Source organism: Intestinibacter sp. (genome assembly GCF_034113885.1).
Lineage (GTDB): Bacteria > Bacillota > Clostridia > Peptostreptococcales > Peptostreptococcaceae > Intestinibacter.
This window is the reverse complement of record NZ_JAXEWM010000012.1, coordinates 33,077-47,223: the sequence shown is the minus strand read 5'-3', so window position 1 is coordinate 47,223 and position 14,147 is coordinate 33,077. Positions and strand designations below refer to the sequence as shown.

The window sequence follows — 14,147 nt, the reverse complement described above, 5'->3', positions numbered from 1 at the left end:
TCTAGACCTTCTATAAGAGGCATCATAATTACTACTTGAGGTTCTTTTCCGATTTCTTTTTGAAGATTTCTACCAGATAATAAATTAAATCTTTGGTCTGTTCCTCCAAATTCGATATCAGCATCGATAGCAGTAGAGTCGAAAGCCTGCATTAGAGGATAGAAAAATTCATTTAAGTATATAGGTCTTTGGTTTTCATATCTAAGTCTAAAATCTTCTCTTTCTAACATTCTAGCTACAGTTGTAGATGCTGTTAGCTTTAGAACCTGTTCAAATGTCAATTTAGACAGCCATTCACTGTTGAACTTTATAGTTGTCTTTTCTTCGTCTAGAATTTTAAATACTTGCTCCTCATAAGTTTTTGCATTTTGAAGAACCTCTTCATCAGTTAAAGCCTTTCTCATTCTAGATTTTCCTGTAGGGTCGCCTATTTTGCCTGTAAAATCACCTATTATTATAATTATCTCATGTCCTAAATCCTGAAGCTGTTTTAGCTTTCTCAAAACTACAGTATGTCCTAAATGTATATCAGGCGCACTAGGATCTAGCCCAAGCTTTATCTTTAACGGTCTATTTTCCGCTATTGATTTTTCTAATTTCTTTACTAGCTCTTCTTCGTTAATTATATCTAGTGTTCCTCTTTTTATTATTTTTAATTGTTCTTCTAAAGATTTCATATTCTGCCTTCCTTCCCCATAATACTTAAAAAGCCCTCATCCAAAAGGACGAGAGCATCTCACGCGTTACCACCTTAATTCGTCAATAAATATAAAAAGCCTTAAAAATTGATGCAGACTTATAATCATCGACCTCAACAAGTACCAAATAGTACCTTGCACTATAACGTATGCAATCCCGATAAACTCCTACTTATTAAAATTTAATTTAAAGTTCAAAGCTATTGCTCCAGGATGAATTCGACACGACCTCATTTAATCCTTCACACCAACCAGGACTTCTCTGAAAACTAAATCGTATTTACTATTTCCCTTCATAGCATATATATTTATCTTTAATTTAAATATATTAGTATTCTTATATTTTGTCAATAATTTTATTAATTTATACATACTTATATATATTTATATATCTATTTTATATATTAATCACTAAAATTTTAACAAAGTTATATAGTAATTTCCTTATTTATAATTATATCTGTTATAATATTTTCAAAGGGATTTTTTATTTATTATTTATTTTGAGGTGGAAAGGAAAAATGACATTTGAACAATTAAAATCTTTTTTAGCTGTTGTAAAACATAACCACTTTACATTGGCCTCACAAGAATTGTTTATTTCTCAATCATCAATATCAAAGCACATCAAAGCTTTAGAGAAGGAAATTGGTATTGAGCTATTTAAAAGAGAACATCGAACTATCGCTTTAACTCCTGCTGGGGAGGAGTTTTTAATTTTTGCTCAAAAAAGCATAGAGAGCTACGATAAAATGCAAAGAGATTTATGTAAATACAAAAGTGAAGAAAGTGAAGTAATTACAATTGGGGTTATAGATACTATGATTGAATATGGACTTGCTGCCCTTATAGGAGATTTCCACAAGGAGTATCCAAATATCCATATAGAACTCATAGAAAGAGGTAACAATTCTATATTAGAATATTTAAATGTTTCCAAATTCAATTTGGCATTTGTAAACGATTTAGGATCAAACAATAAAGCAATGGATTCATATGAGCTTTTTAGCGACAACTTAGTCATGGTTACATCTGAAAACCATAGATTTTTAGAAGATAGAACTATTGCTCTTGATAAAACATCTAAAGAAAAATACATTTCTTTAAGTGGAGATCCTACTCTGCACAATATATTTTTAAATGTTTGGGGAAATCTAAACTTCTTTCCAAGTATTTCCTATATAGATAGTCAAACGAAAACATTGCTGGCTTTAGTTTCTGAAGATATGGGAGTTACACTGCTTCCCGATACTATCGCCACATCTTATAAAAATAATATAAATAGTCATATAAAGGTCATCAATTTATTTGATGATTTTAATGCAAAAACTTATCTAGTAAATATAAAAAATAAAAAGTTATCTAAAAACGAGACCCTTTTTAAAAATTTTGCATTAAAATGGTTTGATAATCAAAGTTCTTAGAATTTATGTAAACCTCAAATTGAAAAGGGAGATTTTCTTGCATCTCCCTCAATACATTTATTTTTCTTTTAAAAATTTCTCGGCCACCTGTTTATCATCGAAAAAGTATTTTTTATCTCCTTTTATCTGGTAGTTTTCGTGACCTTTTCCAGCTATAATTATCAAATCGCCTTTTTCGTAAATTTCAATAGATTTTTTGATAGCATCCATTCTATTTTCTATTATTAAGTAATTATTTAAATTTTCATCGACTCCCTTTAAAATATCATTTATTATATCCTTTTCGCTTTCAAATCTTGGGTTATCAGATGTTATGATTGCAATATCACAATTTTTTTGTGCAATTTTTCCCATAAGAGGTCTTTTTTCCTTATCTCTATTTCCTCCACATCCAAAAACTAAAATTATTCTACCGCTAGTAAGCATTTTTGCACTCTCGATTAAATTTAAGAGTGCATCAGGTGTATGCGCGTAATCGACTATTATATCTACACCATTTTCATTTTTTACATAATCAAGTCTGCCTGCTACAGGTTTTATTTTTTCCACTCTCTTTATTACATCCTCGCATTTTATTCCAAGCAAAATACAAGTGCTTATAGCTGCCAGCGAATTATATACGTTAAAATATCCCAAAATAGGTATTGAAACGTGATATTTTCTATCCTTCACTATTAGAGTATACTCCGTTTTATCTCTAAAAAGCTTTACATCTACCGCCCTAAAATCAGCCTCCTTATCTACTGCATAGCTGTAGTTTTTTACATTTTTATTCGAGTTATTTTTAAAAAATTCCTCTCCAACCTTGTCGTCTATATTAAATAAATTTATCGATTTTGTCTTATAGAATAATTTTTCCTTGGCTCTTTTGTAATTTTCGATATTTTTATGAAAATCAAGGTGATCCTGGGTTAAATTTGTAAATACGCCTATTTGATAATCTACTCCCTCGACTCTTTCTAGGACTAGTGCATGAGATGAAACCTCCATAACGCAGTATTTGCAGTTATTTTCTATCATATTATTTAAATTTTTCTGTATATCCAAGCTCTCTGGAGTCGTGTTTTTAGATTCTACAGCTTTATCTCCATCGTAAATCTCTATAGTTCCAATACTCCCTACTTTATCCTCATACTCAATTATCTGCCTAATAAAGCTGACTGTACTAGTCTTACCGTTAGTTCCCGTCACTCCTATTAAATTTATCCTTTTAGATGGATTTTCGAAAAAATTTTTTGCTATTTGAGCCATAGCTTTTTTCGTATCAGATACCTTTATATAGGTTACATCTCTCTTGTACTCTACCTTTTGATCTATTAAAATTGCCTTTGCCCCTTTTTTTATGCCCTCGTCTATATAATCGTGGCCGTCTACTGTATTTCCTCTTATACATATAAACATAGATCCTTTCTTTATATTCCTAGAGTCATACGATATATCCTCAATAGAAATATCAACTGGACCATTTATGCTCAAAACCTCAACCCCTCTTAAGACCTTTAAAAGCTCCATAAATTCCTCCTCACTTTTCAAATATCTAATGGTATTTATGTATCAGAATGTCTCTCCTCTTGAAATTTTTTTAGCGAAATATACATATCCTCGTATTCTAAAAAAAATCTTATCAATACCTCCATTTTTTCTAATGTATCGTAGCTTATAGTGTGCTCTATTTTTTCTGTTTCCTCGTGAATATTGTGCTCTAAACCTAAAATCTCCAAAAATTTATAAACTGTATTATGCCTTTTCAGTAATGTCTCTCCTATTTTATATCCTGCATCAGTCAGCTTTATATGATTGTATTTTTTATACTCCAATATATTTTTATCATTTAGCTTTTGAACCATTTTCGTGACAGATGCAGGCTTTATATTCAATTCATTTGCAATATCCTTTACCTTAATATCCTTATTCTCTAGATGTATTCTGTAGATCATCTCTAAATAGTCCTCTTCACTAGGTGTTAATCTATTGCTCTTCATATATTCATTAAATGTAAAATATTTGCTCAAAAAAACACCTCCTATATATTTATTATTTTTTTTTATAAAATTTATTACTATTTTGCACAATTTAGATGATTTATTCATAAGTTAAAATTAAGATTGTTAGCTTAGGCTAAATTTTTTTAAGGGGGATTTTAAATTGAAAAGATTAACAGACATAAATATAAAAAACACAGCTCAGGTAGAAGAATTATTATCAGAGGGTAATTTAAGAGAGAGAATGTTAGCTCTTGGATTTACGAAGGGAGCTTTGATAGATGTTTTGAGAAGAGGACCTAAAAACAACCTAACTGTATACAAGGTTAGAGGTTGTAAAATTGCACTTAGAGAGGAAGAGAGCAATTTAATTTTAGTGAAATAGGAGGATAAATATATGGGGTTGACATATAAAAATTGTAAAATCAAATCTCTAAAGGATTCCTTTAATATAGAACGAAAAGAGGACTCCTACATCGTAGCACTTGCAGGAAATCCAAATACAGGAAAAAGCACAGTTTTCAATTATTTAACTGGATTAAAACAGCACACAGGAAATTGGCCTGGAAAAACAGTATCAACTGCTAGGGGAGAATTTAATTACAACAATATAAATTACGACCTTATCGATTTACCTGGAACGTATTCTCTATTTGCATTATCTCAAGAGGAAATTGTAGCACGCGATTTTATATGCTTTGGCGATGTAGATGCAGTTATCGTAGTATGCGATGCAACTTGCCTTGAGAGAAACTTAAATTTAGTTTTTCAGGTTTTAGAATTGACAGATAAGGTCGTATTGTGCATCAATCTAATAGACGAGGCCGAAAAAAAATCAATTAAAATTGATAGACAAAAGCTCGAAGATTTACTAGGTATTCCAGTAGTTTTAACTAGCGCCAAAAATAAAATCGGCATGGAGGAGCTTCAGGATAAATTACAGCAAATCGTCTTAAAAGAAACCTCCTCATATAAAAATCTAATAAAATACGACGACGATATAGAAAATCTAGTAGATAGCTTTAAAGAAGAATTAGAAAGCACATTTCCTCAAATCAATCCGAGATGGCTAGGCCTTCGATTACTAGATGGAGATGAGAGTTTATTTTCTTCTTTAAAGAAATACATCGAAGGAGACTTTTCATCGACACTAGAAGATATAAAATCAAAAATACCTCAAAATATAGACAAGAAAAAAATTAGAGATGATTTTTCAAAAATAAATTACGACTACGCCTCAAAGCTATTTGAAGCTTCAGTCTCCACAAAAAACAATAAAGAAGACTTTGATGATAAAATAGATTCAATAGTTACTTCAAAGCATTTTGCTATACCTATTATGCTAATTATGCTTTCTGTTATTTTATGGATAACTATCTGCGGCGCAAACTACCCGTCTGAACTTTTATCAAAGGCTTTATTTAGCATAGAACCAGGTATGTACAATTTTTTAATGAACTTAAACCTACCTATATGGATTTGCAACATGATAGTATTTGGACTTTATAAGACATTTGCATGGGTTGTATCTGTAATGCTTCCACCTATGGCTATCTTTTTTCCTTTATTTACATTTTTAGAAGATCTAGGTTATCTACCTAGAATCGCATTTAATCTAGACCATCTATTTAAAAAATGTAAAACCCATGGAAAGCAATGTCTTACTATGTGCATGGGGTTTGGATGCAATGCATGTGGTGTAATCGGATGTAGAATTATCGACTCTCCAAGAGAGAGATTAATAGCAATACTTACAAATACTTTTATGCCTTGTAATGGTAGATTCCCTACGTTAATTGCAATATCTACTATATTTTTTACATCTGCTATAAGTAACTCTGTTTTGTCAAATATATCTACTGCTATTTGTGTAACTTTAATTGTACTTATAGGAGTCATGATAACTCTATTAGTATCTTATCTACTGTCTAGGACAATTCTAAAAGGAGAGAGCTCTACTTTTACCCTAGAACTTTGTCCATACAGAGTTCCAAATATAGGAAGAATTATATACACCTCTATAATCGATAGAACTCTATTTGTGCTAAGCAGGGCTGTAGTTGTAGCTATACCAGCTGGCGTTTTGACTTGGATTTTAGCGAACACTTATATTGGAGATGCTACTATTTTAAATCATATAGCCTTATTTCTAGATCCATTAGGCAGATTTATAGGACTCGATGGATTTATACTATTGGCGTTTATATTAGGTATGCCGGCAAATGAAATCGTAATTCCAATTCTAATAATGTCGTATATGGCAACTGGCTCTATGACTGATTACACGAGCTTACAGGAATTAGGAGATTTGTTAGTATCACATGGTTGGACTTATTTGACAGCACTTAATTTAATGCTTTTTAGCCTACTTCACTGGCCGTGTACTACAACTCTACTTACTATAAAAAAAGAGACAAAAAGCACTAAATGGACTGCGCTTGGATTTATAATACCGACATCTATAGCTTTTTTAGTGTGTAGTGCTACTAGAATACTATACGATATATTTATTTTTATCATTTAAAAAAAGTGGGATAAACTCCCACTTTTTTAGTTCAAATATTATATTTACTTATAACTCCTAATAAAAATTCTTTAGTTGATTTAGTCGACTTGGGTGTCTTAATTTTCTTATAGCCTTAGCTTCAATTTGTCTTATTCTTTCTCTTGTAACTCCGAATACTTTTCCTATTTCTTCAAGAGTTTTAGGGTCATCATCATCAAGACCAAATCTCATTCTAATAACTCTTTGTTCTTGCTCACTAAGTCCAGTTAATAGCTCATCAATTTTTTCTCTCAAATTATGTTGCTCTACTTCGTGCATAACTACATCTGAAAAATTAGCATCTGAAGGAATGAATTCTACTAAACTACTATCTTCGTCTTCTTTTATTGGTGTGTCTAATGATACAATGTTTTTATCCCTTTTTAAAATATCTATAACTTTATCAACTTCCATATCACAAATATCAGCTAATTCCTCTAATGAAGGCTCTCTCTGTAATACATTTGCAAGTTCTTGTTTTTTTCTTTTTACAAAATTAATTCTTTGATGAAGGTGTACAGGTATTCTAATAGTGTTTTCACAGTCATCTATATATCTTGTAATACTTTGTTTAATCCACCAAGTAGCGTATGTACTAAATTTGTAACCTTTAGTATAATCATACTTCTCAACAGCTTTAATAAGACCTATATTACCCGCTTGTATTAAATCGAGCATATCTACATTTTCTTTTCTATATTTTTTGGCTATACTTACAACTAATCTATAATTAGCATTTATAAAGTCTTCCTTTGCCTCTGGTACGTCTTCGTTGACTTTTTTAGCCAATTCAACTTCTTCACCTGCAGATAACATCTTGTATTCCTCAATCTCTTTTAAATACATTTTCATAGCGTTTGATGATCCTGAAGAATCTGCATGGACATAATTTTCGTAAGTATTTTCTTTTTTAGCCCCCATAATATAACCCCTTCTTTTACACATAGTTTATTTAAGTATATATTTATTATATGTTTCCAAATAAAAAAAATGTAATACCATTTTCATTATTCATGATCGTGGCATCCGCAATCACAATCGTGATTATGATCATGATGATCGTGGTCGTGGCATCCACAATCGCAGTCATGGGCATGTAACATTTCTTCTTCTTGTATTCTCTTTTCCATTTCGAAAAATTCTTTTTCCATTTGTTCGTATGTAGGAAGAGATGCTTCTGTATCGTATTCTTCTCCAGTCCAATCTGCATACATCATTTCATTTCCATTTGTCAATATCATTCTGCCTGCTGTAGTTATATTATCTACATCTTCAAGGAAATCTATTTCTTTTTGTAATGCTTCGCCCTCCATTACAAAGTCTTCATCTACACATGTTACTATTAAAACTGGTACATAGTAATCTTCACCATTTTCTTTTACTACAACATTTACAACTATGTCTAAAATACCTTCTGCACCTTCTTCAAATTCACTTAAAGGTACGTTTGTGTCGATCATATCTTGAGGCACATATAAATCCTCCATAAGATATTTTAATACTCTTTCTTTAACAAATTCTTTTGACATTCTTTTCTCCTTTCTTTCTAAAATATACAAAATTATTTGTCTTTTTGTTGTAAAATATATTATATTTCTTTTCTATAATATAATAAATTCAATATTTTTTCAATCATATTCGTACTTATTTTTATATGATGTACAAAATTTTATTATATTTGTAAAGTTAAAACAAATAATTTATATATTACTTGCAATTATGCCCAAATTAAATACAATAAATACTATAAAAATTCTCTTTAATTTTTATGTCTTTTTCTTAAAAATTCCTTAAAATAGAGATATTTTAAATTATTTATTATATAATCAATGTTACAAGATTGTAATCGTATTTATTTTAAAAAAATTATATATTATTAATGTGAACAAATTTATAATTTTTAAAATTATATATTAAAAATTTAATAATACGAATTATGTATTGGGAGGCAATAAAATGAAAATCAAAAATAAAATAATATCTATGTTGATGGCTACATGCCTAGTATTTTCTTCATTTGGTATGAGTAAATCTTTCGCTGATAGCTCAAAGGTAGTTACTATAGGTGTAAACAATTCACCTGAGCAAAGACAAACTATATTAAACTACTTTGGAGTAAAAGAAGATGAAGTTCAAATTATAACTGTAAATAATCAAGAAGAAAGAGCTTATCTAGGAAATATAGCTACAGAAGAACAACTTGGTACTAAAACTTATTCTTGTGCTTATGTTGAACCTACAACTGAGGGAAGTGGTATAAACGTAAAAACAGCAAATATAACTTGGGTTACTTCTTCTATGGTCGCAAGTACTTTATCAACTGCTGGACTTACTGGCGCTAACTGTGTTATAGCTGCAGTATTTCCTGTAAGTGGGACAGGTGCTTTAACAGGTGTCATGAAGGCATTTGAAAATGCGACAGGAGAAAAGCTTGACGAAGATAAAAAAGAGCTTGCTTCTGAAGAGCTAATAACTACAGGAGATCTAGGTGATGAAATAGGTCAAGACAAGGCAACTGGTATAATAAACGACGTCAAAGCAGACATAATAAAAAACAACACACAAGATACGACTCAAATTGCAGAAACAATAAACAACATAACAAACAACTACAATGTAAAATTGACAGATGCTCAAATTGACAAGATAATAGCTTTAATGGAAAAAATAGCTGCTCAAAATTACGATTACAACGAAATGAAATCAACTTTAAACAACGTATCTAATGTTGTAAGCGATAACTTAAAGGAAGCCGGCGAAAATATAGATACTGGTGGAATAATGGATTTCTTCTCTGGAATAGGCGATTGGTTTAGCGGTTTATTTTCAGGCTCTGAAGACCTGGGTATATTAGGTGAAACTAACGATTCAATGTTAGATAAGCAAGCTATAATAGATGCTACTAATAAAGCTGCTGAAAATCTACCTTCAAAAGAAGAAGCACAAGGTTTCTTCGATAAAATAATAAATTGGTTCAGTAATTTATTTAATTCATCAGATGATGCTGATGATAATCAAAATACTGATTCTAGTTCATCAGGTGAAAATACATTAGACCCAGAGGTAGAAACTGATACTGAACACTTTGACAGCAAGTAAATATAATTTTTATACATTAAAAAAAGAGGCTCAAATCGAGCCCCTTTTTTATTATACATCAAAAACCTTATTCCAGCTTATAGCCATAACAAGAATCAATAAAATCAAATACACTAAACTAAATATGCTTCCTAAACTCGTTGCCACTACATAATGAATCGCTGTAAAAATTCCTACAAATACAGCTGATTTTATGACATTGATAAAATTAGCAGAATTAGCTGAAACTGTATAATCCTGTGAAAAAGGAAGTGGCTTTTCATTTATTCTAAATGTTCCCATAGAAATAAATATAGTCGACACAAATGCAATAAGCAGATGCTTGATAAACCCTACCTTAAACACAAACAAATAAGGAATACCTATAACTAAAAATACCGGTATAAATAACTTAACTATTATTACCTTAAACTCTGCACTGTATACATTTTTTCTTTTTTCAATAGGTAAGACATCGTATATAAACGAAGCTTCGTATCCCTTTGAGTATTTTAGCAATAAGATACAGTTTTGTATTACGATTATACCTATATAAATATACAAAAAGTTATTTGTACTTCTCAAAGAATTTATATATTCCATTATACCCATATTTTTGTCATAAGATGCAAATAACAATACAAATGGCATTAAAACTGCTGTTCCCAAAGTAGGATAAGCCCTTGTTTTAAAATCCCTATCTCTACTCAAGTTATTGTATATAAAATTGAAAAATGCTCTTTCCTCGTTATTTTTACATAAAACCTCGCTTAGCTTTAATCCAAAGCCTTTTTTAGCTTTACTCTTGCTATACGAAACTTGATCTAACTTTTCTAGATTTTTTTCAAAGGCTGGAGTCAATTTAATATAAAGTAAAATCATCAAAATAGGTACGACTACAGCTAGTAAAGACATCACCATATATAAAGCTTCTCTGTTTCCTTCAAAAACTACACTAAATAAAGAAGCAAACCACATAAAAGGCACAAATAAGCTGTATGCATGCGGTTTAAAATCAACTCCTGCAAAATCGCCACTAGTCATCATATAACACATAAGGAAAAACAATATCATCATAAGTACTTGAAACAAAGTAAGTACATCCTTTAATCTCTCACCCTTAAATATTTTTATCAATACATAGTACAAAACAGATGTTAGCATAATAAGTAAAAAATCCGTTAAAATAATACATACAACAAATAGCAATAAAAAGCCTACACCATATGTAAATAAACTTGCAATCAGTGAAAATCCGCCTATAGCCAAGCTCAAAATCGAAATATATATTATTACATGAACCATTTTAGCCATATTCAAGGTCTTTTGCTTTACATCAGCTATTCCTATTATATCCTTATCAGATGTATCTAAAATTACAGATGAAAAATCAGATATAAAAGACGTCAAAAGCATAACTGATATAAATGCAAATATCATCGTCATCTTGACCATAATATCCATCTTGAAAAACAATACTATAGATGAGAAAAATCCCATTACAAAATATAAAATCAGAGATTGTAAAAATGTATTTTTCCCTCCATTAGACTCGCTTCCTCTTCGTCTATCTAATGTCAGCTTTGTCTTAACTATAAGCCTCATCTTATCGTATTCTACTTTAAATGCTTTAAATAGAGGCTTAAATAAATCTAAAATTTTTAAACTAAAAAAATCCTTCATATTTATACCTCATTTATTATTTCCACAAATTTTTCGGCAAGTGATAGATGATCATCAAATCCGGTCAACTCGTTAAATACTTCTTCTAAAGATGATTTGCGGTTTAATTTTTTGATTTCCTCAAAATCTCCATCTGCAATTATCTTGCCGTCTTTTAATAAAACTATTCTATCGCTTATCTTTTCTACTACCTCCATAATATGAGATGAGTAAAAAATAGTTTTTTTGTCGTCTCTTAATTTTGATATTATTTCCTTTATAACTAGCACGCTATTTGCATCTAAACCACTTAGAGGCTCATCTAAGAAAAGTATCTCTGGATTATGTATTAGTGCTGAAATTATAAGCACCTTTTGTTTCATCCCTTTTGAAAAAGACGACAATCTAGTGTCATAGGCCTGTCCTATTCCCAAAATTTCCATCAATGCCTGAGCCTTTTTATCACATTTATCGTAAGGCATATTGTAAAGCTGCCCAATAAAAGTCAAATACTCTCTAGCAGTTAAATTTTCGTACAATTTAGCAACCTCTGGTACATACCCTATCTTGCTTTTAAAGTCGTAATCATCGTCTCTTATGTCCTTGCCAAAAATCTTGACTTCGCCACTGTAATCGTCATTTAATCCTAAAAGTATTTTTATAGTAGTACTTTTTCCAGCACCATTTGGACCTATATATCCGATTATACTTCCCCTATATACATCTAAATTTATATTTTTTAAAACCTTTTTTTCTCCATAATTTACTTTTAGAGATTTTATCTCTATTATCTTCTCTTCCATCAAAACATCTCCAATATTTTTATTTGCTCATTTCCTTAGATTTTTCAACACAAGCACAAACTGCATTTATAACAGCAGATCTCATGCCTTCATTTTCTAATACTTTAACAGCATCTATTGTAGTTCCAGCTGGAGAACATACCATATCCTTTAACTCACCTGGATGTTTTCCACTTTCAAGCACCATTTTTGCTGAGCCTAGCACTGCTTGTGCTGCAAAATTATATGCTTGCTTTCTAGGCATACCAGCCATAACTGCTGCATCTGCCATAGCTTCTATAAACATAAACACATACGCTGGAGAGGAACCACTTACTCCTATTACTGCGTCTATTAAATACTCTCCTATTACCTCGCTCTTTCCAAAAGAGTCGAATATATCTTTTACTATTTTTAATTCATCATCCTCTATATTTTTATTTGGACATAAAGCTGACATACCTTCATTTACAAGGGCTGGTGTATTAGGCATAGTTCTAACTATTTTTTTGTCAGCGCCTATTATTTTTTCGATTCCATCGATGTTTTTACCCGCAGCTATTGAAACCACGATTTTTTTGTCGTCGATTAAATCCTTTACAGTTTCCAAAACGCCATCAAATATATTAGGCTTTACAGCCATAAATAATATATCTGAATTTTTAGCAACTTCTCTTGAATCTAAAGTTACATTTATTTTGTATTCTTCTTTTAATTTGTCTAGATTTGTCATTGTCTTTGCACTTGCAATTACATTTTCAGATTTTACTAATCCTGATTTTACAATTCCTCCTATTATGGCACCCGCCATATTTCCTGCTCCTATAAATCCTATTTTTTTCATTATTTTCTTCCTTTCTACATATAGCTAAAAATTTTTATGTATATTATCTTTTCATATAACAATTATAGTCGTAAAATTTAATATATACATATTTTTTTAATTATTTTTATCTCTTTTAATTAATTATATATTTAATTCTTCCTATTTTAAATATATTTGATATAATTAATCTATATGTAAAGGTGGGGATATAATTATGAAGTCAATTGGAATTATCGATTTAGGATCAAATTCATTGAAATTATTAATAGCAGAATTAAGGGAATCAAAAAAAATAAACGTACTTTTTGAGAGAAAACATCAAATAAGACTGAGTGATTATTATATTGATGACTTACCAAATCTGTCTGGAATGGGAATATATAAATTAATTTTAAGCATACAAAATTTCAAAGAAAAATGTGAAGCCTTTAATTGCACAGAAATTATAGCTGTAGCTACAGAAACGCTTAGAAAATGTGCAAACAGAGATATTGTCTTAAAGGAAATAAAGAAGGAAACAGGTTTAGATGTTAAAATACTGACTGGATATGAAGAATCCTATTTGGGATATGTATCTACTATCAATACTTTAAATTACAACAGTTATTTTTTAGTGGATATGGGTGGAGCTAGTGTCGAAATAGCTTTGATAAAAAATAGGAAATTTAAAAATTACGCTAGTTTGCCTCTTGGACCAATTCCTCTTTCTAGTAAGTTTAACATGTTTAATAAAATATCTCCTTTTACTAAAAATGAATTTAAAAATTATATTTACAACGAATTTAATAAATACCCTTGGCTAAAGCAAGGTAAAAATTTACCTATAATAACAATCGGAGGCTCTATGAAAAATATCGCCCAAATCCATATTTGCAATAGCGATAATTACACTGAAACCTCTCTGCATAATTTTCAGATGAGTTATTCTGAGCTATCTCATATAAATAATAAAATTTGCAGCTTAGATTATAGCGATAGAATAAGTATCAAAGGTGTATCTAAAAAAAGAGCAGATGTAATATGTGCTAGCTCTAATTTCATGAAGTATTTTATGCTTTATATCCACGGGAAAAAAATAATTATAAATAATTACGGTATTAGAGAAGGTATTTTTTATAGCTGCTTAGAAAAACAAACCTAGCCATATTTT

The 14,147-nt window shown here is 30.2% G+C and carries 13 protein-coding genes and 1 other annotated feature; of the genes, 5 read left to right on the top strand and 8 right to left on the bottom strand.

Translation table 11 applies throughout. The features are described from left to right. Window positions 1-677, bottom strand: a 677-nt coding sequence (gene tyrS / locus SPD90_RS00905; protein ID WP_320924032.1) for a tyrosine--tRNA ligase, incomplete at its 3' end; no start/stop codon positions are given. Between the two features lie 41 nt (window positions 678-718). Continuing rightward, window positions 719-1,004, bottom strand: a binding site (T-box leader). A 215-nt stretch (window positions 1,005-1,219) separates the two neighbouring features. On the opposite strand from tyrS, the gene SPD90_RS00900 reads away from it, so the two are divergent. Then, window positions 1,220-2,122, top strand: a complete 903-nt coding sequence (locus SPD90_RS00900; protein WP_320924031.1) for a LysR family transcriptional regulator — start codon at window positions 1,220-1,222, stop codon at window positions 2,120-2,122. 57 nt (window positions 2,123-2,179) lie between these two features. On the opposite strand, the gene SPD90_RS00895 is transcribed toward SPD90_RS00900, so the two are convergent. Together SPD90_RS00895 and SPD90_RS00890 are read right to left on the bottom strand one after the other, a co-directional pair. Further along, window positions 2,180-3,634, bottom strand: coding sequence for a UDP-N-acetylmuramoyl-L-alanyl-D-glutamate--2,6-diaminopimelate ligase (locus SPD90_RS00895; protein ID WP_320924030.1), 1,455 nt, complete (start codon window positions 3,632-3,634; stop codon window positions 2,180-2,182). 35 nt (window positions 3,635-3,669) lie between these two features. Further along, window positions 3,670-4,134, bottom strand: coding sequence for a metal-dependent transcriptional regulator (locus SPD90_RS00890; RefSeq protein WP_320624394.1), 465 nt, complete (start codon window positions 4,132-4,134; stop codon window positions 3,670-3,672). A 133-nt stretch (window positions 4,135-4,267) separates the two neighbouring features. Between SPD90_RS00890 and SPD90_RS00885 the strand changes: the two genes are divergently transcribed. Continuing rightward, window positions 4,268-4,489, top strand: a complete 222-nt coding sequence (locus SPD90_RS00885) for a FeoA family protein (RefSeq protein ID WP_320624393.1) — start codon at window positions 4,268-4,270, stop codon at window positions 4,487-4,489. Window positions 4,490-4,501: 12 nt separating this feature from the next. Beyond that, entirely contained in the window at window positions 4,502-6,628 is a 2,127-nt protein-coding gene (gene feoB, locus SPD90_RS00880) for a ferrous iron transport protein B (protein ID WP_320624392.1), read from the top strand. 57 nt (window positions 6,629-6,685) lie between these two features. On the opposite strand, the gene SPD90_RS00875 is transcribed toward feoB, so the two are convergent. Beyond that, on the bottom strand, window positions 6,686-7,570 hold the full coding sequence (locus SPD90_RS00875) for a sigma-70 family RNA polymerase sigma factor (protein ID WP_320624391.1): 885 nt from the start codon (window positions 7,568-7,570) through the stop codon (window positions 6,686-6,688). Between the two features lie 86 nt (window positions 7,571-7,656). After that, window positions 7,657-8,178, bottom strand: coding sequence for a hypothetical protein (locus SPD90_RS00870; RefSeq protein WP_320624390.1), 522 nt, complete (start codon window positions 8,176-8,178; stop codon window positions 7,657-7,659). A gap of 427 nt (window positions 8,179-8,605) precedes the next feature. Between SPD90_RS00870 and SPD90_RS00865 the strand changes: the two genes are divergently transcribed. Continuing rightward, entirely contained in the window at window positions 8,606-9,748 is a 1,143-nt protein-coding gene (locus tag SPD90_RS00865) for a DUF1002 domain-containing protein (protein WP_320624389.1), read from the top strand. A 51-nt stretch (window positions 9,749-9,799) separates the two neighbouring features. Here SPD90_RS00865 and SPD90_RS00860 read toward each other — a convergent pair whose 3' ends face one another. Genes SPD90_RS00860 through proC form a run of 3 tightly spaced genes read right to left on the bottom strand, consistent with a single transcriptional unit; the run spans window position 9,800 to window position 13,015 of the window. Further along, on the bottom strand, window positions 9,800-11,410 hold the full coding sequence (locus SPD90_RS00860) for a hypothetical protein (RefSeq protein WP_320924029.1): 1,611 nt from the start codon (window positions 11,408-11,410) through the stop codon (window positions 9,800-9,802). Window positions 11,411-11,412: 2 nt separating this feature from the next. Beyond that, window positions 11,413-12,192, bottom strand: a complete 780-nt coding sequence (locus SPD90_RS00855; RefSeq protein ID WP_320924028.1) for an ABC transporter ATP-binding protein — start codon at window positions 12,190-12,192, stop codon at window positions 11,413-11,415. Window positions 12,193-12,211: 19 nt separating this feature from the next. Continuing rightward, window positions 12,212-13,015 (bottom strand): pyrroline-5-carboxylate reductase, encoded by an 804-nt coding sequence (gene proC / locus SPD90_RS00850; RefSeq protein ID WP_320924027.1) that lies wholly within the window; start codon window positions 13,013-13,015, stop codon window positions 12,212-12,214. Between the two features lie 196 nt (window positions 13,016-13,211). Between proC and SPD90_RS00845 the strand changes: the two genes are divergently transcribed. Further along, window positions 13,212-14,138, top strand: a complete 927-nt coding sequence (locus SPD90_RS00845) for a Ppx/GppA phosphatase family protein (RefSeq protein ID WP_320625831.1) — start codon at window positions 13,212-13,214, stop codon at window positions 14,136-14,138. Window positions 14,139-14,147: the final 9 nt, after the last annotated feature.

Excerpts from the sequence above, each read along its gene's own strand:
- SPD90_RS00900 (WP_320924031.1), top strand. The coding sequence starts at position 1,220 with ATGACATTTGAACAATTAAAATCTTTTTTAGCTGTTGTAAAACATAAC.
- SPD90_RS00895 (WP_320924030.1), bottom strand. The coding sequence starts at position 3,634 with ATGGAGCTTTTAAAGGTCTTAAGAGGGGTTGAGGTTTTGAGCATAAAT.
- feoB (WP_320624392.1), top strand. The coding sequence starts at position 4,502 with ATGGGGTTGACATATAAAAATTGTAAAATCAAATCTCTAAAGGATTCC.
- SPD90_RS00875 (WP_320624391.1), bottom strand. The coding sequence starts at position 7,570 with ATGGGGGCTAAAAAAGAAAATACTTACGAAAATTATGTCCATGCAGAT.
- SPD90_RS00870 (WP_320624390.1), bottom strand. The coding sequence starts at position 8,178 with ATGTCAAAAGAATTTGTTAAAGAAAGAGTATTAAAATATCTTATGGAG.
- SPD90_RS00865 (WP_320624389.1), top strand. The coding sequence starts at position 8,606 with ATGAAAATCAAAAATAAAATAATATCTATGTTGATGGCTACATGCCTA.
- SPD90_RS00860 (WP_320924029.1), bottom strand. The coding sequence starts at position 11,410 with ATGAAGGATTTTTTTAGTTTAAAAATTTTAGATTTATTTAAGCCTCTA.
- SPD90_RS00855 (WP_320924028.1), bottom strand. The coding sequence starts at position 12,192 with ATGGAAGAGAAGATAATAGAGATAAAATCTCTAAAAGTAAATTATGGA.
- proC (WP_320924027.1), bottom strand. The coding sequence starts at position 13,015 with ATGAAAAAAATAGGATTTATAGGAGCAGGAAATATGGCGGGTGCCATA.
- SPD90_RS00845 (WP_320625831.1), top strand. The coding sequence starts at position 13,212 with ATGAAGTCAATTGGAATTATCGATTTAGGATCAAATTCATTGAAATTA.